Here is a 20,856-nt window from a genome sequence, read left to right on the forward strand (position 1 = left end):
TTAATAACTTTGGGTGTGCCTAACCGCATATACCTAATCTCATCATTAGCCTTAAGCCTCAGCACCCTCGCTCAATCACCATAAACTTATCCCAATGCTTGATCACAGGTCTCAACCTGTTACCACACCTGGGGCACTTCCTCATTTCGCCCTCAGTCTCAAAATCAATATAGCAATTAACGCATCTAAACACATTGAACGCCCTATAGTCATCAAAGTCCAGCGACACAAGACTTGGCACCTCCGTAATTACAATACCATCAACAACATCCTGTAATCTATCGATAATCTCCCTCCTTAGCGATGAATTATCAAGCATTACCAGGAATTCCCTACTACCATAAATAGACCTAAGCCTATCCCTAACGCGCAATAGCCAGTCAGTATCAATAACCACATCCTTAATAATAACGCCATAAGCCTGACGGACTGTTGATAGGGATTGTCAGGATTCATTACTATGTAATTCACAGAATTATCACCAACCTTCTGATTAACACGAATAACATCAATTAAGTCACTATTGATACTTATGAAATCATCAATTAATACACCATCAGCACCACCAGCCAACGCAGCCTTAATAAAGTCATTAACCGGGTCAGGCATTGCTGAACCATGGATAAAGACCCTAAGGCCAACCCTCTTGACCCACGCAACCGCGCTAGCCAACGATATTAACTGCCTAAGCCTACTCAACAACTGCCTAAGAACATCGCCACTCACATTACCCAACTCAACTATGGGTTCTGGCGGTGCTACCGGCGTAGCATCCCTAACATACTTAACAACCTCCAAGCCCTCAAATAACCAGGAACCTGCAAACATGCACCAGGGCAATCCACACCACTTAATGAATACCCTCACATGACGAAGTTAACACAGCGCCATTATTAACCTTGCTATTAACATTAGGCACTAACCCAGGGACTTAATTAATGAGATAGTGTAATTAATTACCTGGTTCAACCTCTCCTCCAATAATGACTCAGCGTAAATCCTAATGATAGGCTCTGTGCCGCTACCCCTGATTAGGATCCAGGAACCATCACTAAACACAACCTTAACACCATCAATAGTTATCACCTGCTTAACATTACCCAGTTCGTGAAGTCTCTCAATGATTACCTCCCTATTCCTACTTACGAACTCCTTACCATTGCTAAACGGTATATCGACCCTCCTATAGAAGGACCTGCCATACTCCCTAATTATCTCATTAAACACATTAACCAAGCCACCATACTCAGAGCTATCGCCGTTAATAAAACCGCGGTGTAAATACCATCCTTATCAGGTACATGCCATGAATAGGCCAAACCACTACTCTCCTCACCAGCAACCTCCGCATCACCACTAATTAAGTACTTAACAGAGTGCTTAAAACCCACGGGAACCTCGTAAACCCTAAGTCCATACTTATTGGCTATTAGGTCTACGATGTGCGTCGTGGATATAGCCCTAACAACACTCTTCCTAATGACCCCCCTCCTGGCCAGATACTCAAGTACAATCGATATCACATTATTTGGGCTTAGGTAGCCATGTAAAGGATCGACCGCCGCTATCCTATCCGCATCACAGTCATGCGCAATGCCGACATCATAACCCTTACTCATGACCTCCTGAATCGTATCATGGATATTCTCAGGCTCCGGATTAGGATTTCTACCTTCAAAACCTGGGTCATAACTATTATGAACCTCAACAACATCCATGCCTAGCTCCCTAAGTATCTTAGCCGTGTAATTAATGGCCGTACCAAACAGGGGATCAACCACAACCCTCAACCTACTCCTCGGCCTAAACACCCTGAGAACATCACTAATTACGTGATCCACATAGTGAGGACCTGGATCAATTAATTGAGGCTTCACAACCTTAATGCTTGACACAGACCTATCAATATCCTGCCACTCCTGATCATATAACCTCTCTATTTCACTCGTATCCTCATCCGGAGCCGGCGCTCCCCTGCTTGTTATTACCTTGAATCCGTTGTATATTGGTGGGTTGTGGCTGGCGGTGATCTGTATCGTGAGGTCGAAACCAAATCGAGAACCAAACCAGGCAACCACAGGGGTTGGTGTTGGCTTCTCAGTGACCACGGCATCAACCCCATGCTCAGCGGCGACACCCGCGACTATGTCTGCGTAATCCCTGGATTTCCTCCTAACATCATAACCAATTAATAGTCTCCTTAGTCCGTATTTGCTGGACCAATAACGTAACGTAGACTCTGCAAGTACTGCCACAAGTCTCTCATTAAAGTCCCTATCAATCACGCCACGTACTCCATCAGTTCCGAATCGAAATCTTAATTCCCGGCTCATTTTACTTATATGGATAGGTAATTCTTTAAAAATTACTATTGTTCATTGATTAATGTCCGCGTTAAGACCAACGGTAGGTGCAAAGGTATATCACTTAATGGCTGGTCCTGGTGATGTGGCGCCATACGTTTTAACGCCAGGTGACCCCGATAGGGTACCTAGGATTGCTAAGTACTGGGATTCCGCCCGCGCCGTGGCAACGCATAGGGAGTACGTAACGTACACAGGGACTTACAAGGGCGCCCCAATATCAGCAGTATCCACGGGTATTGGTGGGCCGGCTGCGGCGATAGCCATTGAGGAATTACTCACGCTTGGTGCGAATACCTTCATTAGGGTTGGCACGACTGGCGCGCTCCATGAGTGGATTAGGATTGGCGATGTCATAATCAATACAGGGGCCGTCAGATTTGACGGAGCCAGTAATGCCTATGCAATGCCTGAATACCCAGCCGTGGCCAGTTATGATGTTGTGCTGGCCTCATAACGGCCGCCGAAATGCTTGGCGTTAGGTATCACGTCGGTTTAACGGCATCCACGGCCGACTTCTACGTTGGGCAGGGCAGGCCGGGATTCAAGGATTATCAGCCACCCTGGTCCAGGGATATCATCAACACGTTATCATCAATGAACGTACTTAACTTCGAGATGGAGGCAGCGACCATATACACGATAGCCAATGTACATGGCGCAAGCTGGTGGTATCATGGCCGTAATAGCCAATAGGAAAACCAACGAGTTTGTACCCGATGCGGGGGTTGACGATGCGATTAGGGTGGCTAATGAGGCCGTTAGAATACTCTATGAGTGGGATTCGATAAAGACTAACATGGGGCTTAGGTACTTAACGATGAATGTAATTAAGAAATGGATTAAGGAGTGATTGCCATGGTTCTTGAGGAGTTTGATGAGATAAAGCTTGAGGAGTTGGCTAAGGGATTGCCTGAGTTTGGTAGGTTCGGTAAGGAGTTGGAGACAATAGGTGTGTTACCAATACCATCAAGATTAAGGAGGTATAAAGCTTATAACCTATTCATATTCTGGCAATGGCGTCGGCATCAGCAGCAACGCCCCTTGCCGGTTACCTACTCTTTAATCTAGGTCTTAAAGCATGCTTATAGCGATAACCTTTGCCCTCATACTTGGTGTAATACCAACATTACTATTCTCCGAGATGGGTAGGCAAATACCATTAACCGCACTCGTGATTGCCAGAAAGACCTTTGGCTATGGAACAGCCCAAGCCTTATCATTACTATACACCGTGATTAATATTGGGTGGTTCGCCCTTAACAATGCCGTAGGTTCAGAAATACTATCAGCTGTGACTCACACATCAATCATGTACTGGTATGTCATAATGGGCGCTATACAAATATTCCTTGTGCTACTTGGATTTAAATGGCTAGAGTACTTCTATAGGTATACCTCAATAATATTATTAATAAGCTACGCCGTATTAACATATTACCTAGTCACTCAATATCACGTATCGTGGTCAACTCTTTGGTCAACAACGCCAAGCACAAACGCCCAATGGGGTGCCGCAATAGACCTAATGCTTGCCTTCGGTGCATTATCATGGGCTTACAAGACCTCAACAACCTCCAGATTCGCTAGGCCATCGGATAAGGTCAATATTCTCTATGGCTTAGCTACGCCAATAGGCATCATAATTCCGATATACCTAATGGGTATCTTAGGATTCGCTGGACAGTATTACGCCAATAATTGGAACGTGGCTGCCCTATCATTCCCACCATCAACACCAATATGGGTTCTAATAGCCGCTCTAGGCGCCTCGCTCGCAATAATACATACTAATGCAATGAATCTCTATCCATCGGCTATAGACCTACTTGTTGCCATAGATCCAGTGATAAGGAGATTCAGGAGTGAGTTTAGGGCTAGGTTAACGCAACCTGCGGCTATCTTAATACTAGGTATTGCGTCAATAATAGTCTCGATATGGATACTCTCATTAATTGAGAGCTTTCTAAACTTCGTGGGATTAACAATATTCCCATTAACGTTCATACTAATCTTTGACTGGTACTTAAGGCTTAAGAGAAATGTGCGCACACTAGACGATGTAAAAAGGTACTTCTACGACGTACCGAGAGAACCCCTTAAGCACATTGGCATAGCCGCAATAGTATCCTTTGTAATCGGTAGCGTTCTAATGAATTACCTGCCGATCGCAATTCCAACGGCATTTCCAAAATACTTACCACCTGAGTATACAGGAGCTTTAATAGGTGGTTTGATATATTTAATACTAATGTTACTGGCGATCAGGATTAAGAGGCTATCATGGTTATTACCATAAAATTAACTCGTAAGTAACTTCTTAAAAATTACAGACCTCCTCAAGATATACATAAATAACTATATAATGGCATGGCACTAAGCCTTTGTCTATATTTTAATTTTATATTATTTTATATTTTACTTCTCACGTAATAATGATGTGTAAACTCCGATAAAACTCAGTACGGCTGATATTATCAGCACTATTCTTAATCCCATAATGAATGATTGATATACCGCGATGTTACCCATCATTACACCCGTGAACAGGTAAAGGCTTGCATATCTACCCAGGTAACTAACCAGTATGGCGCTTGCCAGGTATAGTCTTCTAATTACACAAAAATATTAATTGTGAAGTCAGGCGATATTAATGACATAGCTTAGGTATATCGACTTTTATCGGGCCCGTGGGCACTGGGCGGGGCAGCCTAGGTACATCATCGCCTTGGCCGTTGCCCAAGCCCTCTCGATCTTGCCCTTACCGAGCGCCTCCTCGAGCATCCTCCTTAGGACCTCGCAGACCTTCCTCGCCATTTCCTGGTCCCTCTCAATTACGTACATGCCTATGTAGATCTCGAAATAATCGCCGCTGGGCCTCGGCCCAGCCTCGTAGCCGGCCCTCTTGAGCTCCTCCAAAATTGCCACGCATCCTCAAGCCCCTTACGTTTAGTCCTAAGCTCGACAGTGCCGTTGTTGTTCACGTGAACATTAATCCTTACGCCGGCAACCTCAATTGATGACCTACCCAAGGATTTAGCTCCATGCCCGATAGCTCAATCAGCTGCTTAAGCTTCTCTGCGTCCGGCAGTTGACTTAAGTCCTCGATTAATGCCTTAATTAAGGGATAGCCGAGCATCTTCCTAGCCAACTCAACGGCCTTTGATGGCTTAGCTGTGTAAGCTACGGCGTACCCATTATCACGGTCAATCCTAAACCCTAGGCTCCTTAACCTCTCGATTATGTCGCTCCATAGCTCTACCTTCGAACTACCCATGGTGAGCCTAGCCCTCTTCCTCTTAACGTTTACATCACCATCGCCGAGTGCTACGAATAACAGGAACGCCAAGAAATCCTCAACATCGAGCTTGCCGGCCTCCTCAGCAACCACGGCTTTACTTTCGAACACACCCCTGCGGTCAACAGCCCTTAAATACCACATGACGCTTACATAACCATTATTGAGGCTCAAGCCGTTTATGTATACGTGGTTCTTCCCAGGCCACGCAATCAGCCAAGCAAAGGCTTGCCAGAGCTGGTTAGTGCCCATCACTGGGTAGCCCTCCTCATCGATCGTGCCATCTGTCAATAATAAGCCGTATTGCATCGCCCTAAGCCTATTATCACCAAAGAGTCTCGGCACAACCATGCGAACGCCCTCGAGACCAATAAGCGATATATTTACCGTTATGCTCCCCATCTTAGCGACCCTGGCAATTACAACCACCAGGTTCTCCGTGTATAAATGCGCCACGAAAGACTTATTGCTGTTAAACGGCTCACCGCTTATTATTACCCTTGCTCCTCCACTCCCTAGTTTATTGATTAGCTCCTCGAGCTCAGGCTTGTAGGTCTTGAGCCATTTCTCTCTTGCTTGCTTTAGTAGTCTCAGCATTTCCTTGCCAATGTCAAGCATTGCCCTCCTAAGGTTGGCAATGCTTTCGTCGTCGCCCTCTCCAATCCTGGTCTCGATCTTCCCTAACCAATCGCTTAGCGCATTAATTACATCATCAAACAGCGTTGACGATTCGCTGAGCAACACGTCTCCGTGCTTTTCTACTCGGTTAATGAACTCGTTGATCAGCCTCATGACCTCCTCAATGACTCTTTCGTCATTGACCTCCTCGCCGCACTCGAGCCTTTTATCACCCCTGACCCTCCTACCCCAGCATATTCTTAAGCCGTTGGGAGCCATGAATCATCCATAGGGTTAATCCTCAACGGGGCTAATAAGTCACTGCCGGGGAGGTGCTGAATTGGCTTAAGTAAGCAATTGAAAGAGGGGCCGTAGCCCACGTCGATGCAGTTCGCGTGCACAAGGCAATCACCCACTCAATAGGGGAGGAAAGCAATGAGGACAGCACCAAGCCCAAGGCACGCGTTAGGGAAGCACCGCCTGATGCATGTCCGCTCAACGACATAACCAACTAAGGAGATAAGCATTTAAAAACCAAAACGTAAAACAACCCCCTTAAGAATTTCTTATTTCCTCCAAAATACCCATTATAAGGTTAGGTCGGTTGATGAGGCTATTGAGGTGGCTAACGAGGTCGTTTATGGGCTTGATGCCGCCGTGTTTGGGCGTGACCGAGCCCATGACAGAGTTCGTGTTTGGCGCTGAGAAGATGCCGAAGCCTATCCCAAGGACCATTAGGGAGATGGCTATGTAAATGGCATACCTAATATTTAGTAGTAGAAGCATCACGAAGGCCGCACCGATTAAGCCCATACCCAACGCCGCTATTTCCCTGGATCCATACCTGTCCGAAAGCTTGCCACTAATTGGTGATAGTGCTGCCATGAATACGGCTCCGAGACCAGTATCAAACCTGCAATGAATGGGTTATAGCCAAGCATAACCTGTAGATATAGTGAGAATAGGAATGGTATTGAGTACGTACTTATGTAGTTGAGTAATGCTGTTATGTTTCCTGCCATAAACGAGATATTCCTGGTGAATAAGTTCAGGTCGAGCATTGGACTTATAACCCTCCTCTCAATCATTATGAACATGACTAGGGATACAGTGCCAATAATTAGTAGGTATAGGTAATATAGCCAACCACTTATGGCTGATAGTATTAGGTACATTACGATGGATAATACGGATATTGTGAACGTAAGAGCACCGAGGTAATCAACCTTAACAGCACGCTTAGGAAGCTCAATACCCTCCATTGATAGCCAGGATATTGCCAGACCAATCGCCGTTAATATCGTCGTTATTACCAGGACAAACCTCCAACCAAGGAACTGCGTTATTAATCCGCCGAAGAATGGGGCTGAGGTCAGTCCAAGGTATACCGCCATCGCGTTTATGCCAAGGGCGAATCCACGCTCACCCTCAGGAAATACCTGGCTCACAATGGCCGCGGAACCTGGAGAAAGGATTGACGATCCGAACCCCATTATTAATGAGGCTATTATTAATACGTAAACGTTTGGCGCCGCGGAACCGAGTATTGAGCTATTAGGAATAGTATAAAACCTATCCTGAACATTCTAACCCTACCGTAGATATCACCTAACCTGCCGAGGGTTATCATTAATGTTGGTAACGGTATTAGGTATATTATTGGTACGTAGATTAAAACATCTAATGGTGTATGGAAGTACTTACCTAATACGGGCGTTATGAAGGAAAGCACTGTTGAGTTATAGGGTGTTTGGAATGCAGCTAGGGATGTCGTAAATAATATCAACCTTTTCCTACCACTGCTTAATTTTATCATAATCAATTAATTTTCCAATATCGGATTAAAAGCATTATTCCTCGCTATACCTCATCTTAACAAAGGATACGTAGGTCACAGGCCTCATGTGAGGCACATCATCCTCCTTAGTAACTACGTAGAGTACCTGGGTAAACCTCTCTTCGATAGGTATGACCATTACTCCATCACTTGATAATTGATTAAACAACTGAGGCGGCACCCTGGGGGCAGCAGCGGTGACCAGGATTCTGTCAAAAGGTGCGTATTTAGGTAGACCCCTTGAACCATCGCCAGTAAATACATGAACAATGTCTAGGTAACCTAACCTAGCCAGGTTTTGGGTGGCATAAAGGGCGAGCCCTGGGTAATACTCAATCGTGTACACCACACCTCTCCTCTCCATAGCCTCGGCGCACACGGCTGCGTGATAGCCAGTGCCCGTACCAACCTCAAGCACCCTAAGCCCTGGTTTAAGGCCTAGTAGCTCACACATCATGCGACCATGTGGGGCGCCGAAATTGTTTGACCGTACATGATCTCAAGTGGTGTGTCCTCATACGCATAGAGCTTTAGGTAATTTGGTAGGAATTCCTCACGGGGTACATTAAGCATTGCCCTCTCGACCCTGTCACTCTTAATTATTCCTTCGTCCTTGAGCATATTGATTAATCTCCTCCTTGCTGATGTAAAATCAATCATTACAATTACTCAACTACACTATCCTAAATAACCCTTCCCACTCAATAACCTAATTACCGTTATTGAGGAAACTCCATGCTTAGGTTCTTCGATAATGAAACCTTCATGGCCTTAAAACCAAGCCTTAACCTCACACCCTCAAGCACATCAAGTGAGAATGAATCATCAACAGCCCCATTAAGCGGCTCAACCCTAAGCGTGAGAATCCAACCATTGTAAGACTCCGCCAGGTTACGCTCTATGTAGAACGGCACACCATCAACCCTACCAACCTCAACATAATCACTACCAACAATGAAATCACTAGCCCTATATATCTGCGGCTCAGTGGGCGAGCAACAGCCATGCCCAAGGATTATAATTATATCGCCATATTTCTCCTTCATATTCCTAATCAATTCCCTAACATCATCCCCAAACTCAACACTAACATTCAACACATTTCCGCATGTGGATGTCTAACTTAAAAATCTTACTGATCATTTAATGGTTAAATTAATAAAATATATTCAATAGATACTTGTAAATAATAATAAAATTTACGCTTCATTAATTTAAAACTATTCATAATCATGACTTGTTATTATTCCGTAACCAAATTTACTTAAGTTATAGGAAGGAGTATTTAGGTAATATATTGTTTTGACGAAATGAGGTTATTGATTACCACACCATTAAGCTCTACATATTATATATGTTGTATATGATGCAATACCGGTTATATAAGTATTAGGTGGTGCATTCACATTATTTAGTATAAGACCTGACTGTGAAAGATTCACTGTACCGCTTGACTGTGGAACTACAACGATATCCCACGTAGTATCGACCCAAATTATTTGAACAGTATCATAAAGACATGGATAATACGCAGTCATAGCATTATTTTCAAAGTCGATGTTAAACTGAGCATAAATATATGGAGATGACAGATTTGGCATATATACGGCAGCCGGCGTTCGATCTTCAAAAGAGTTTGGAAATGCCTCGTTATTAGCACCATAGCCTATGTAAAACGTCCACGTAATATTAGACACCTGTATGGATGTATCGTATAATACTGTGGACCATGCAGGATTTTGCGAAGCACTAATGGTCTCACTACCACCAAGAGGAAGGTCTATTCCAACTGTGACAGATGGTACCTCCCCTAGATCCAAGCCAAGGAATACTTCGTAACTACTCGTGCTACTTGTTGGCGGTGGATTCCACGAATTAGTGTTAAAAGCACCGGTTTGATCACCAACCAGGGCATCAGTTATACCCTCATTAAATAATTGATAACCAGAGTAATAGTCAATGGCGCCAACCTGATAATCAACACGACCACCATTATCATACATAGTTGTACTCTCAGTGTAAGCTTCATATCCAAGGACATTAATAGGAAAATAAGGAAGTCCAGTATTTGTTTCGGTAATAAGATTATTCGCTACAAGGCAAGTATCCCAATAATACGTTCCATTACCATCCATGTAAGCCTCTATACCATAAGCACTATATGGACCTTGAGAGAACATAGGTGCTGCCCATACCAACGTCCCATTACCATTCACATATATTCCAGGTGCCGGATTTGTGTAACCAGCACCTTCGAATTTAGTATACTCAGCATAACATGGGTCCTCCGTATCGATAACATTGCTAGTAGTAACCATTGCTGCTGGTTTCATCATATTCGTTATGACCATTGGTAGTTGGCTTAAGTATACTGGGCCTATTACTAGTCCTCCAATCCCAACACGTCTAACTATGATTACCACCGGCTGATGAGTATTAACAGGTATTATTGGATACGCCATTAGGTAATCATTGCTCGGCTTTCCCAAGTTAAGCAATAACCTATTATTTGTGGCCACTGCCCATGAATAGGCTAACACGAACTCAACAACATCCTCATCACTTCCATTAGTATAAATGCCCACAATATCTCCCTTAGCGATAGCACCAGCTAACTCATGAATAATAGAACTGGTTAAATTAATAGTTACTTTATTCGTTGGATCACCAATGACGAGACTTGACTTAATTAAAGGCCAATCAATTATAATAACACTATTATTAGGTAACTCAGCGAGTTGGTTAAGACCTACAGACCTAATAAACGACTGATTAATGCCAATATTGACTAACTTCTGAACTAGTGTTGATGTACCAACTACGTAGATTGGCATATTTAAACTTATTAGCGATGACCCATTAACCATCGCGAATTCGTTAACCATAGCATTGTTCACCCTACTCGTAGCTTCACGCGGAGTAAAGAACCTTGGTGAATATGCAATAAGTATAGCTGCAATGGATATACTCACAATTACTAAGACGACTATAAACAGCAACCTGAATCTAGAACTCATAACCACCACTAAAGCATAGCTACACGATTTTTATTTTTTTATTTTTTTTACTCTGTTTGTTCATAAAAATGAATAGAGCAGAATTGAAAATTATTGATATAGGTCATTACTGAACTTTAATCATAAAGCAATTAAGTACGTTCAATAATATATCACTCATAATTACGATGATGATGCCCTTAAGGAACATCAGAATTAGCAAGATTACTTAGTGTTCACTTAATCATTATATGCTGTTCACTATTAAATATTATTCAATAAGATACCATAGTAATATTAAAAATATCTTATCTATCATTAAGTAAAAATAAATAAAATTAGTTTTAATTCAAACTCGTTAATAGAGACTTACTCATAACTTATCGATCTTCATCACAGTCCTCCAGTGTGGCCTATCAAGGCTACCTGTTGTATCGACATATACCTGCTTAATCTCAAGGAACTCCTCAAGGCCGTATAGACCTAGTTCACGACCAATTCCTGACTGCTTGTATCCACCCAGATGCCTTCCGTTGGTTGTGTATAGGCGTCATTAATCCACACAGTACCTGCCTGGAGCTTCCTGGCTACCCTAAGGGCTTTTGCGGGGTCCTTTGTGAATATGGATGCTGTGAGGCCGTAAATCACGTTATTCGCTATCTCAATTGCCTCCTGCTCTGTCTTGAATGGTATGACTGCAATGACTGGGCCGAATATCTCCTCCTGGGCCAGTCTACTCTTGGGATCTACATCGTCAAAGATCACGGGGCTCACGAAGTACCCCTTATCGTAAATTCCACCGCTCAATTTACCACCGTCAAGGGCCACCTTAAATCCCGCCTTCTTACCAAAGTCTATGTAACCAAGTACCTTCTCCTCCTGCGCCTTAGATACGAGTGGCCCCATGTCCGTGTTATCATCGAGTGGATAGCCAATGACCAAACCCTTGGCAACCTCGGCCAACCTATTGACCAACTTCTCATGAACACTCTCATGAACTAAAACCCTACTAATTGCACCGCATGCCTGTCCAGTATTTCTGAGACCACCAAACACTATTGCCCTAACGGCCTCCTCAATATTGGCATCATCAAACACAATGCCTGGGTTCTTACCGCCAAGCTCAAGCCCAATCCTCTTAATACCGGCAGCGGCCTGTTGCATTATTAATTTACCCGTCGTGGTCTCTCCCGTGAAGCTCACGTAATCAATCCTTGGATGCCTAACCAACTCATTACCAACGGTGGCCCCCGGACCATAAATCACATTAACAACACCCTTGGGAAGACCGGCCTTAGCCAATGCCCTGTAGATCTCCATGGCACTCATTGGTGTGTAACTAGCTGGTTTCCAAACCACGGTACAACCCGCGGCCAGAGCTGGCGCTATCTTCCTAGCCGCCTGGGTCATTGGGAAGTTCCATGGTGATACCGCAGCAACCACACCAACTGGTTCCTTGAATATTAATGAGACATTACCATTACTAAGGACTATGGAGTCGCCGTAAACCTTATCCGCAAGGCCTGCGTAGAACTCGAATACCTCCGCTGCAGCGAGCACGTGGGCTTTAGCCTGCCTAATGGGCATCCCATTCTCAAGCGCCACGATGACCGCGATCCTGTCGGCATCCTCCCTGAGTATCTCAGCCGTCTTATATAGAATCCTAAGTCTCTGCCTATAATTCGTGACCCACCCATACTTATCCTTATCAAACACCTCCCTAGCCAGGTCAACTGCCCTATTTAGGTCGTCCGTCGAAGCCTCCTCAATGATGGCAATCGTCTGATCAAACTGGGCCGGGTTCTCCCTAGTGAATGTTTTACCCTTGCTTGAGGACACCTCTTCACCATCTATGAACAGCTTGACTCTAACAGGTATTTCTATGGTGAACTTTCCATAGGATACCGTTGACATCGAATTACTTAATTAACTACCTATTAATAAGTATTGCCTTTCCATGCCCATTATTTAATGATTTAGTGATTTTATATATAATGTTTAACAATTATGGATATGAAATAAAAATAATTTATTCATTACCTACCATAACTACACTCAATAATATTCTCCGAAGAAGTTGACGTATAGTAATTGAATAATGTATCAGCTGGGTTCCTCGACACTAGAATAATGACCTCCTCAGAACCACTCGATAAATTAATTATGAAGTGCACCAAGTGCTCATTATTGCCCCTGTAAATTCTCGCGGTTATACTCCGGTAATTACCTATTGAAAGTACGTTATTAATTACGTAATTAATTAATTGACTCACGCCATCACACCCATTGCCTATCATTAGCATTACCTGGTTAGGATCTAGGTCTGAAGCCCTCTTATACTCATTACCGTGATAAATCCATACCAGGGACATTAATTTAGCCGTGGTGATTAGTAGAATAAATGTTTAACGGGCATTTATCATGAAATTAACAACACCGTTAATTAATGAATGCCTATTCGCAATACTCTGCGATTTAGCCATTAATGAATTCATCCTAGGCCATTTGAGAAATATTATGTAATCAAGCTCGTTGGGGACAATGGCGAATCCCGAATCCCTGATGTACTGCCTACCTATTATCTTATTAAATGTCTCAACATGAATCTCATAATACGTATACTTATGAATAAGCACTGCGTAATCCACACCATCCATTAAATAATTCTCCAATGCAGATAAGCCCCTATGTATCGTCTTACTTGGATCCAATATCCTGTGCGCTATTGATGATCGGTTGTTGGTTATCACGAGAACGTCAATTGGGCTCCTAAATACAATGGTGCTCATTATACCGAGGATTTAACATTAACCCCCACATGAATTATTTTACCGCTTAGGTAATAATCAAATCTCTTAATGACCGATGCCATGGATCGCGTTAGATCATCATAGGACTCCTCAATGATCTCCTTAGAGTGCGGGACCTTCATGACCATTGGGCTTGGGTATATTATCTCACCATCATTGATCAGTGAATTACTATCATCATAATCACAAACCAGGCTTAAGTCCAATTGATCGGCCAATGACATCATTAGTGGTATCTCAACATAGCCATTATCATTTAAGAACGCAATCCCACTGCTTATAAGTTCATGAACCAGCGAATCAACCTCAGAGGACCAATCAGTAATTATTACAGTGCCCGTTGGTAGGGCCTCCGCCTGTACGCCCTCCATGAAGCCATACTTAAGCCACCGACAGAAAACGGCCTTAGTGCCTGCGCTTAATCTCGATAATTTACTAATGATTTTTCTCCAATAATTATCACTTTCATATTCATAATATGGAGTAGTTAGTTGATTGGTCTCCTTTATCGATTTACCTAATTTGTCAAATGGCATTATCAAGCCACGGGAAGCCAAAAGAGCTAATAAACCTTTCCCTTAAACATTACCTAGTGATGAGGCTAAGTCAATGACCTGGTGATTAGTTATGAGCCAGCTGATAATCAGTGGCGAGAAGACCCAATCACCATTCATATAAGTCCTGGTTCATCACCGGTAATTAACGATAAGCAATAAACTAAAAATTTATTGTGCTACTAATACCTGTGCTACTAACAAGGGCATTAGATGGCACACCACGCAGGATTATTAGTCTCAACCCGTCAATAACGGAGTTTCTATTCGTAATAGGCGCAGGTAGTAGGGTGGTTGGGACTGACGTTTGGAGTTATAGGCCTAGGGAGGCAATGAAGACCATTAAGATCGGGTCATTCACATCAGCCGATATTGAGGCAATCAGGAAATTAAGCCCCGACTTAATAATACTCTCATACCCAGTCCAAAGGCAGTTGGTAGAACCACTAAGTGGGATTGCCCCCGTGCTTGCGATACCCATGCCCGTGAATTTAAATGCCGTGGTAAGTTCCTTTGAATGATAGGCGAATTACTCGATATGGATGATAATGCGCAAAGGGTGATGGTATTTACATGGACTTATTGAGACAATCCATAGATGTAGAGGATGCCATGGTTGTTCTATCCCTTGGTGATTATGTCATACCCTGTGAAGCATCATACATAGCATCAGCGCTTAACAAAGTTGGTATTAAGTATGTAAGAGACCTTAAGTGCGTTGAGCTCATTACAAATAAGGATGGCGTTATAGACATAATTAATAGAGTTAATCCTAAATTAGTGATTTACGAGGGAAAGACCAAGGATTATAGACCACAGGAGACAAGCTGGATAAATAGGCCGGTGGTGCACACGCCAAATGACGTTCTTGCGCACTTCGGACCGAGCCTTCCGCTTGACATTCAATTACTAATAAACACCATTAAGAATGGAGAAAAATTCGTAAAGGGCACTTCAAGCATCACAAGACCAAGCTCAATGATCCCTGGTATAAGCCCTACCTATGACTGATTACTACGCATCTTCTTAAGGTTAGGCCTAACGTAGTTTTTCCAAACCTCGCCAGCAACCTTCTTACCAATCTTAGTTAAGTCATAGTAAATACCCCTACCACGCCTCTCAGGATTACGTTGTTTAACCTTTAACCAAGGCTTAACTGATGATGTCACCCTACCCTTAAGCGAACCTTTAAACTCCTGAAGCAAACCCAACTGAACTAGGTGTTGAACGGCCTTTTCAACCTCATCCTCAGGCACTACCGGTCTCCAACCAGCGGCACCAAGAAGCTCCTAGCGAGCAGCCACGGTGTGTCGGTCCGTAGTGATAAATATGCGCCAGTATTTTCTTTTCGAGATCCGTGAGTTGGCTTATTATCGCGTCTATGTCATTCGACATTTAGGAAAATGGAATTAATAACTGATTTAAATCAATAACTTCATAAGTATCAATCACTTATACCTCTTCCACGTACCCTTTATGACCCATACAGGCTCCTCCTCATGGAATGGCTCCATACCCTCAAACCTCATCTCAGCGAGAACCTTCTCATTAACGTCAACACCAAGGCCGGGCCTGTTGGGCACCCTGTAATAACCGTCCTCGAGCTTAATGGCATTATTAATTATATCCCTCTTCCACTGAGGCCAGAATTCGTAGAAGCTCTCCTGAATTAGCAGGTTATACGTACTCGCATCAAACTGTAGAGTCGCCGCATGCTGCACAGGGCCGAAGGCGTTGTGCGGTGCTAACTCGACTCCATATGCCTCTGTTAAAGCCCTGATCCTACTCATGCCCGTGAAGCCCAGGGCATTGGTTATGTCAGGTTGAAGGACATCCACCAAACCCCTCTCCAGTAGTTGTAGTGCCTCTTCAACGCTGATTATCCTCTCACCGACCGCGATTCGGACGCTGGGCACTGCAGCCTTTATCTTTGCTAAGCCCTCAAAGTTCAGGTCAGGATGTACTGGCTCCTCAATGAACAACGGATCAAACTGCTCCATGGCCTTAACCATCTTAATGGCCGTATTAACGTTAAAGCGCCCATGAACCTCTATCAATATGTCTACGTACTTACCCACAGCCTCCCTAACAGCCCTAACCCTCTCCACAGCCTCCTCAAGGCCCTCCTCATCCATCTGATCAAAGTATGGACCGAATGGGTCGAACTTCATGGCCTTAAAGCCATGGACACAACCTCCTTAGCCCTCCTCGCGAAGTCGTCAGGCGTTACGCAATCGCTATACCAACCATTTGCATAGACCTTAATCCTCTCGTTAACAAGGCCACCAAGGAATTGATATATGGGTGCACCAAGGTACTTACCCAGTAAGTCGTGTAGTGCTATGTCGACGGCGCTGTATGCCGTAGCGGCCTCAAATGACCGACTGATATAGAATTCATGCTTATACCACTCCCTGAAAAGGTACTCAATCCTGAACGGGTCCTTACCAACCATGAACCTCCTAACCTCCTCAATGGCCTTAACAACCTGGTTAACCCTTAACGTGGGTACGGCCTCTCCATAACCAACCTGCCCATCACCTGTAACAACCCTAACAATTATTGAGACGGAGGCCCATGGTGATGCCTTAGCCGTTGCCAAGTCACTTACTGGGTATATCTCTATGTCCTTGATAGTAACCATATAGTCTTGGTAATATGCATTTTTAAGCTTGGTTCTGTAATAAAGGCTTAAGGGGGGGGGGGTTAAAATAGTGGGTACCTAATGGATAGGACACAATTCATGGTTTTGGCACTACTTACCTTAGCCTCGTTCATGACGGCGCTGGATAGCACAATCGTAATCCTGGCATTACCTGTAATGCTAACTGCGTTACATAGCGACTTGTCCACGCTAGTTTGGGTAATACTAATCTATATACTCGCCGTCACGGTATTCTCAACGCAGTTGGGAAAGCTTGGCGACCTAAAGGGCAGGGCTAGAATGTTTAATCTTGGCATGATACTCTTCGGTATAGGCAGCGCGTTATGCGGCTTATCGACAAGCGCCATGGAGCTTATTGGATTTAGGACGATACAGGCACTTGGCGGATCCTTGATGACCAGCAACACCATGGCCATAGCCAGCGATTACTTTAGGCCGGAGGAGAGGGGGTTCGTGTTTGGAACGACATCAATGGGCTGGAACCTGGGGGCTGTGGCCGGTATACTGGCTGGCGGTGTTATAACCACATTCATTGGTTGGAGGTGGATATTCTATGTAAATGTGCCAATAGCCATATTTAGCTTCATAATGGGCTTGGCATACCTGAGGGATAGGGGTGTCAGGATTAAGCAGGACTTTGACATATACGGTGCAGTAACCCTCGGGTTATCCCTCGGCCTCCTATCAATGGCTGGGATAACCTACGCCGGCGTTGGTTATAACAATGCCGTAGGCTTAATGACATTATCGGGACTAGCTCTATTTGTCATATTCATATACATAGAGACCAGAGCAAAGTCGCCATTAATAAGCCTAAGGCTCTTCAGGATTAAGATGTTCACGCTATCAAGCTTATCCTACTTCTTCCAGTACATGGCTAACAACGCAATACTATTCCTATTAATAATGTATTTACAGGGGGTCAGGGGGTTAAACCCATTCTATGCGTCCATATGGCTAGTCCCCGGCTACTTACTCGGTTCAATAGCGGCTACCTTTGGCGGTAGGTTGGCTGACAGGTCTGATGCCAGGGTAATAGCGTCAGTTGGACTTACGCTTCAGGCCGTGGCATACGTACTATACGACACATTACTAACGTTAACAACACCGTTCTACTACATAACGATAATAGCATCAATAAGTGGAATAGGGGCTGGAATGTTCTTCGCAGCCAATGGTAAGATGGTGATGTTCGATGTGCCGAGGGACATGTATGGTATAGCCTCGGGGACGAACAGGACAATTGGTAACATAGGTATATTGCTAAGCTTCATAATAGCTATTGTGGTCTCCTCAATGGCAATACCGAGGAGTGTTGCCTTCCAAATATTCGTGGGAACATCCATACTAACACCAAGCCTAATGGCACCCTTCATAAACAGCTACATATGGCGTTCAGGGCATCCCTAGCTAATAGCGTGGCGATTGCAACATCATGGAGTAGGACGAGGGTGCCTATGGCACAGCAAAGAAAAGTAGTAAATAAGTCATAAAAATACTTAACCTCAATGACTAAGCATTTTAAGGAGTGAGGTAAGCATTCACAATAATGGAGCAATTACCCAAGCCCTGGTTTGACCTCAATAAATATAGGGAGGTCAGGTTAAGGGAGGCGGTGTATGAAGCCGAACTCGCCGAATCTTTCCTAAACCAGGGACTCATAAGAAATGCCGCCGGCAAGGCATTTCAGGCCTGGAAGGCCCTAGTGGCGGCATACGCCGTGGATAAAATAAATGAATTAAGGAAGTTATTCCCAGGCACAAAGAAATTGAGGGGGCTCAGGACAAGGGTCGAAAAGGCCTATTGGATTGTAGCCGTCATGCCAACAACGGTACTGAAACCTGTGGCTCAGGTAATAGGTGGTGACATTGACGTATACACAAACATGGCGCTGTGGCTGCATGAGTACCAATACAATGGGCCGGATAAACAGGGCATACTAAGTCCATATCCAGATGATGAGTCTGCAGCTAGAGATATAAGGACGTTGATAAGTAAGACTAGAGAACTTACGAAGAAGGCCGTTCAATAACCATCACGAAAAGCTTAAAATTTCTCAGGGGGATCACATTCCTGCCCCGGTAGCTCAGCCCGGTCGGAGCGCCCTGGGGCATCAGCCCCGTGCAAGCCTCGTAAGCGGGAGGTCCCGGGTTCAAATCCCGGCCGGGGCTCCACGCAGGTTGTTCTTTTAGCCCTACTTTATGGATAAAGGGCTATTATTCTATTGATATTTCTCCTGCCGTGTCTATTCCGCACTTTATTACGTCCATCTTAGTGTTCATTAGGCATACGAGTTGTCTCATTGTTAGTGGGCCAAGCGCCTCGACCTTTTCAACTTCAGTCTCACTTAGTCCATATTCCTGGATCACCTCCTTTAGGTCCTCTGGTGTTACGTAGTCAGGTAGTGTTATTGCACCTAGCCTTAGTATGTCAAATAGTGGTGTGTCGACCTTCGATATTAGGTTGACCACGTCTGGGAGTAACGTAATTATTATCCTGGTCGATGGTATTGCTTGCATGTTATTCCTAAAGGCATGTATTGCGTTTATGAAGTCCACGGCCCTGGGGTCATCCTGACTAAGTAGGCCTTCATCAACGCCAATAATCAGTGGCGCCATGCCGAGTAACTCCACGGCGTCATTAAGTAGCTTTAGAGTCTCCATTGGCTTTAATCTGGCGCTCTCGACAATCTCATCAAGACCTGCCTTAGCGAATGCCTTGAGTAAACCCTTTACGCCGGTTCTTTTCAGTTTCTCCTGAATGTCCCTAATCACGTGTATGTTATCGGCGAATACCGTGGATATAATAGCCGGTAAGTCCCTATCCCTAACCTCAGTCATGTCAGCATACATGAATGTACCATCACCCATACCCTCAAGGCTAAGGAGTAGAGTCGTCTTTCCAGCACCAGCCCTACCAATTATCGCGATTAATTGGTAATCCTCACGAATCATACTCAATAACTTCTCCCTGGCGGCCCTCCACGATGGGCCAAGCAGCTTTATACTTAAACCCCTATTAGGAACTAAGAACCTCTGCATTGCTTATCACCTTTATTAAGCCATAGTATGAGGAACCAATTTTCAGCCTACGGGAACCGCCATGGGCGAAAACGAACTTACCCCTATGGAACTTGATAACTTTAACTAGGAACTCCTCAGCCTCCTTAGTCGGTACGTTAAGCTACCCTCTATGTACTTAATTAAATCACCAATATCAGCATAGCCGGACAGCGGATTCGCCAACTTCCTAATGCCTTCAATCACAAGTGTTAGTGGGTCAACATCCTCCCTGGGTGTTAATAGGTTATTCACCCTGCCCATCATTTCCCTATCCGTTAATATCACACTCCTACCCTGACCACTCTTAACAACCTTAGCCTTGCCAATACTCACTAGGTATTGAACAACAGCCTCAGGATCCTTAACCCATTTACCCAGCGTACTCGTGTACGTTATGTACGCGACCCTAATGCCATCAACCTCCTCCTTCCCAAGCACAACACCAACTACGTAGGCCAGGTCAACCCTATCCACGATATATGCATTAACCCGGCACTAAATTATGCTATGCCTTATAATAAGTAATTATTACGTAGATAATACATGAGTATTGATACCAATAATGCTAGATTATATTAATAGACCTGAGAAAATCAAGCACCAACCTCACGAATTCCCTGGCTTATCCAAGTAAGCAGGATGACCAGCGCCAT

At 44.2% G+C, this 20,856-nt stretch carries 23 protein-coding genes, 1 tRNA gene and 4 pseudogenes; 8 read left to right on the top strand and 20 right to left on the bottom strand.

What is annotated here, in order from left to right; translation table 11 throughout:
• Window positions 1–58: 58 nt before the first annotated feature.
• From JCM16161_RS14395 to JCM16161_RS02665, 4 genes are read right to left on the bottom strand one after another with little or no spacing between them, the layout of a single operon-like run.
• Entirely contained in the window at window positions 59–373 is a 315-nt protein-coding gene (locus JCM16161_RS14395) for a hypothetical protein (protein ID WP_243668784.1), read from the bottom strand.
• Window positions 319–867, bottom strand: coding sequence for a hypothetical protein (locus JCM16161_RS14400; RefSeq protein WP_243668786.1), 549 nt, complete (start codon window positions 865–867; stop codon window positions 319–321). The genes JCM16161_RS14395 and JCM16161_RS14400 overlap by 55 nt, the downstream gene beginning before the upstream one ends.
• Before the next feature lie 51 nt (window positions 868–918).
• Window positions 919–1,227 carry a hypothetical protein gene (locus JCM16161_RS14405; protein ID WP_243669144.1) on the bottom strand — a complete coding sequence of 103 codons (309 nt, stop codon included), beginning with the start codon at window positions 1,225–1,227 and terminating at the stop codon, window positions 919–921.
• Window positions 1,212–2,285, bottom strand: coding sequence for a phosphoglucomutase/phosphomannomutase family protein (locus tag JCM16161_RS02665; protein ID WP_243668788.1), 1,074 nt, complete (start codon window positions 2,283–2,285; stop codon window positions 1,212–1,214). Before JCM16161_RS02665 ends, JCM16161_RS14405 begins: the two co-directional genes overlap by 16 nt.
• A 100-nt stretch (window positions 2,286–2,385) precedes the next feature.
• Here JCM16161_RS02665 and udp point away from each other — a divergent pair.
• The 3 genes and pseudogenes from udp (at window position 2,386) to JCM16161_RS02675 (ending at window position 4,662) form a co-directional block, all read left to right on the top strand.
• Window positions 2,386–3,216 (top strand): annotated as a pseudogene (gene udp, locus JCM16161_RS02670) (uridine phosphorylase).
• The gene (locus tag JCM16161_RS14410) at window positions 3,213–3,434 is read left to right on the top strand and encodes a hypothetical protein (protein ID WP_243668790.1); all 222 of its coding nucleotides are present in this window, start codon (window positions 3,213–3,215) and stop codon (window positions 3,432–3,434) included. Before udp ends, JCM16161_RS14410 begins: the two are co-directional and overlap by 4 nt.
• A 10-nt stretch (window positions 3,435–3,444) precedes the next feature.
• A complete protein-coding gene (locus tag JCM16161_RS02675) occupies window positions 3,445–4,662 on the top strand; it encodes a cytosine permease (protein WP_243668792.1) in 1,218 nt (405 codons plus the stop codon).
• A 380-nt stretch (window positions 4,663–5,042) separates the two neighbouring features.
• Here the strand turns inward: JCM16161_RS02675 and JCM16161_RS14415 are convergent, their stop codons facing one another.
• The 10 genes and pseudogenes from JCM16161_RS14415 to JCM16161_RS02720 form a co-directional block, all read right to left on the bottom strand.
• On the bottom strand, window positions 5,043–5,291 hold the full coding sequence (locus JCM16161_RS14415; RefSeq protein ID WP_243668794.1) for a hypothetical protein: 249 nt from the start codon (window positions 5,289–5,291) through the stop codon (window positions 5,043–5,045).
• Window positions 5,292–5,361: 70 nt separating this feature from the next.
• Window positions 5,362–6,558, bottom strand: coding sequence for a hypothetical protein (locus tag JCM16161_RS02680; protein WP_243668796.1), 1,197 nt, complete (start codon window positions 6,556–6,558; stop codon window positions 5,362–5,364).
• A 276-nt stretch (window positions 6,559–6,834) separates the two neighbouring features.
• Window positions 6,835–8,095: pseudogene (locus JCM16161_RS02685) on the bottom strand (MFS transporter).
• A 34-nt stretch (window positions 8,096–8,129) separates the two neighbouring features.
• A pseudogene (locus JCM16161_RS02690) lies at window positions 8,130–8,776 on the bottom strand (protein-L-isoaspartate(D-aspartate) O-methyltransferase).
• A 59-nt stretch (window positions 8,777–8,835) separates the two neighbouring features.
• The gene (locus tag JCM16161_RS02695) at window positions 8,836–9,216 is read right to left on the bottom strand and encodes a DUF779 domain-containing protein (protein WP_054854920.1); all 381 of its coding nucleotides are present in this window, start codon (window positions 9,214–9,216) and stop codon (window positions 8,836–8,838) included.
• Window positions 9,217–9,450: 234 nt separating this feature from the next.
• Window positions 9,451–11,133, bottom strand: a complete 1,683-nt coding sequence (locus JCM16161_RS02700; protein ID WP_243668798.1) for a hypothetical protein — start codon at window positions 11,131–11,133, stop codon at window positions 9,451–9,453.
• A 352-nt stretch (window positions 11,134–11,485) separates the two neighbouring features.
• Window positions 11,486–13,026 (bottom strand): annotated as a pseudogene (locus tag JCM16161_RS02705) (aldehyde dehydrogenase family protein).
• A gap of 122 nt (window positions 13,027–13,148) precedes the next feature.
• Window positions 13,149–13,484: a hypothetical protein gene (locus JCM16161_RS02710; RefSeq protein ID WP_054854921.1), complete on the bottom strand. Its 336-nt coding sequence runs from the start codon at window positions 13,482–13,484 to the stop codon at window positions 13,149–13,151.
• Between the two features lie 33 nt (window positions 13,485–13,517).
• Window positions 13,518–13,901, bottom strand: a complete 384-nt coding sequence (locus tag JCM16161_RS02715) for a hypothetical protein (protein ID WP_054854922.1) — start codon at window positions 13,899–13,901, stop codon at window positions 13,518–13,520.
• On the bottom strand, window positions 13,901–14,458 hold the full coding sequence (locus tag JCM16161_RS02720) for a hypothetical protein (protein ID WP_054854923.1): 558 nt from the start codon (window positions 14,456–14,458) through the stop codon (window positions 13,901–13,903). Before JCM16161_RS02720 ends, JCM16161_RS02715 begins: the two co-directional genes overlap by 1 nt.
• Before the next feature lie 194 nt (window positions 14,459–14,652).
• On the opposite strand from JCM16161_RS02720, the gene JCM16161_RS14420 reads away from it, so the two are divergent.
• Together JCM16161_RS14420 and JCM16161_RS14425 are read left to right on the top strand one after the other, a co-directional pair.
• On the top strand, window positions 14,653–14,997 hold the full coding sequence (locus JCM16161_RS14420) for an ABC transporter substrate-binding protein (protein ID WP_243668800.1): 345 nt from the start codon (window positions 14,653–14,655) through the stop codon (window positions 14,995–14,997).
• A gap of 52 nt (window positions 14,998–15,049) precedes the next feature.
• Window positions 15,050–15,487: a hypothetical protein gene (locus JCM16161_RS14425; protein ID WP_243668802.1), complete on the top strand. Its 438-nt coding sequence runs from the start codon at window positions 15,050–15,052 to the stop codon at window positions 15,485–15,487.
• Here the strand turns inward: JCM16161_RS14425 and JCM16161_RS14430 are convergent.
• The 4 genes from JCM16161_RS14430 to JCM16161_RS14445 are packed head-to-tail and all read right to left on the bottom strand — an operon-like array spanning window position 15,478 to window position 17,120.
• Window positions 15,478–15,732 carry a hypothetical protein gene (locus tag JCM16161_RS14430; RefSeq protein ID WP_243668804.1) on the bottom strand — a complete coding sequence of 85 codons (255 nt, stop codon included), beginning with the start codon at window positions 15,730–15,732 and terminating at the stop codon, window positions 15,478–15,480. The genes JCM16161_RS14425 and JCM16161_RS14430 overlap by 10 nt on opposite strands.
• Window positions 15,725–15,871, bottom strand: coding sequence for a hypothetical protein (locus tag JCM16161_RS14435; RefSeq protein ID WP_243668817.1), 147 nt, complete (start codon window positions 15,869–15,871; stop codon window positions 15,725–15,727). The genes JCM16161_RS14430 and JCM16161_RS14435 overlap by 8 nt, the downstream gene beginning before the upstream one ends.
• A 53-nt stretch (window positions 15,872–15,924) precedes the next feature.
• Complete coding sequence (locus tag JCM16161_RS14440) at window positions 15,925–16,647, bottom strand: mandelate racemase/muconate lactonizing enzyme family protein (RefSeq protein ID WP_243668819.1); 723 nt, start codon at window positions 16,645–16,647, stop codon at window positions 15,925–15,927.
• Window positions 16,644–17,120 (bottom strand): hypothetical protein, encoded by a 477-nt coding sequence (locus tag JCM16161_RS14445; protein WP_243668821.1) that lies wholly within the window; start codon window positions 17,118–17,120, stop codon window positions 16,644–16,646. Before JCM16161_RS14445 ends, JCM16161_RS14440 begins: the two co-directional genes overlap by 4 nt.
• An 81-nt stretch (window positions 17,121–17,201) precedes the next feature.
• Here JCM16161_RS14445 and JCM16161_RS02740 point away from each other — a divergent pair, with 81 nt between their 5' ends.
• From JCM16161_RS02740 to JCM16161_RS02750, 3 genes are all read left to right on the top strand, one after another.
• On the top strand, window positions 17,202–18,551 hold the full coding sequence (locus tag JCM16161_RS02740; RefSeq protein WP_243668823.1) for an MFS transporter: 1,350 nt from the start codon (window positions 17,202–17,204) through the stop codon (window positions 18,549–18,551).
• Window positions 18,552–18,690: 139 nt separating this feature from the next.
• On the top strand, window positions 18,691–19,173 hold the full coding sequence (locus JCM16161_RS02745) for a PaREP1 family protein (protein ID WP_054854924.1): 483 nt from the start codon (window positions 18,691–18,693) through the stop codon (window positions 19,171–19,173).
• A gap of 43 nt (window positions 19,174–19,216) precedes the next feature.
• Window positions 19,217–19,315: transfer RNA gene (locus JCM16161_RS02750), tRNA-Thr, on the top strand.
• Window positions 19,316–19,357: 42 nt separating this feature from the next.
• On the opposite strand, the gene JCM16161_RS02755 is transcribed toward JCM16161_RS02750, so the two are convergent.
• Both JCM16161_RS02755 and JCM16161_RS02760 read right to left on the bottom strand, forming a co-directional pair.
• Window positions 19,358–20,182, bottom strand: a complete 825-nt coding sequence (locus JCM16161_RS02755) for a hypothetical protein (protein WP_054854925.1) — start codon at window positions 20,180–20,182, stop codon at window positions 19,358–19,360.
• A gap of 105 nt (window positions 20,183–20,287) precedes the next feature.
• On the bottom strand, window positions 20,288–20,677 hold the full coding sequence (locus JCM16161_RS02760) for a hypothetical protein (protein WP_243668825.1): 390 nt from the start codon (window positions 20,675–20,677) through the stop codon (window positions 20,288–20,290).
• Window positions 20,678–20,856 lie beyond the last annotated feature (179 nt).

The sequence above is a fragment of the Vulcanisaeta sp. JCM 16161 genome (genome assembly GCF_001316285.1).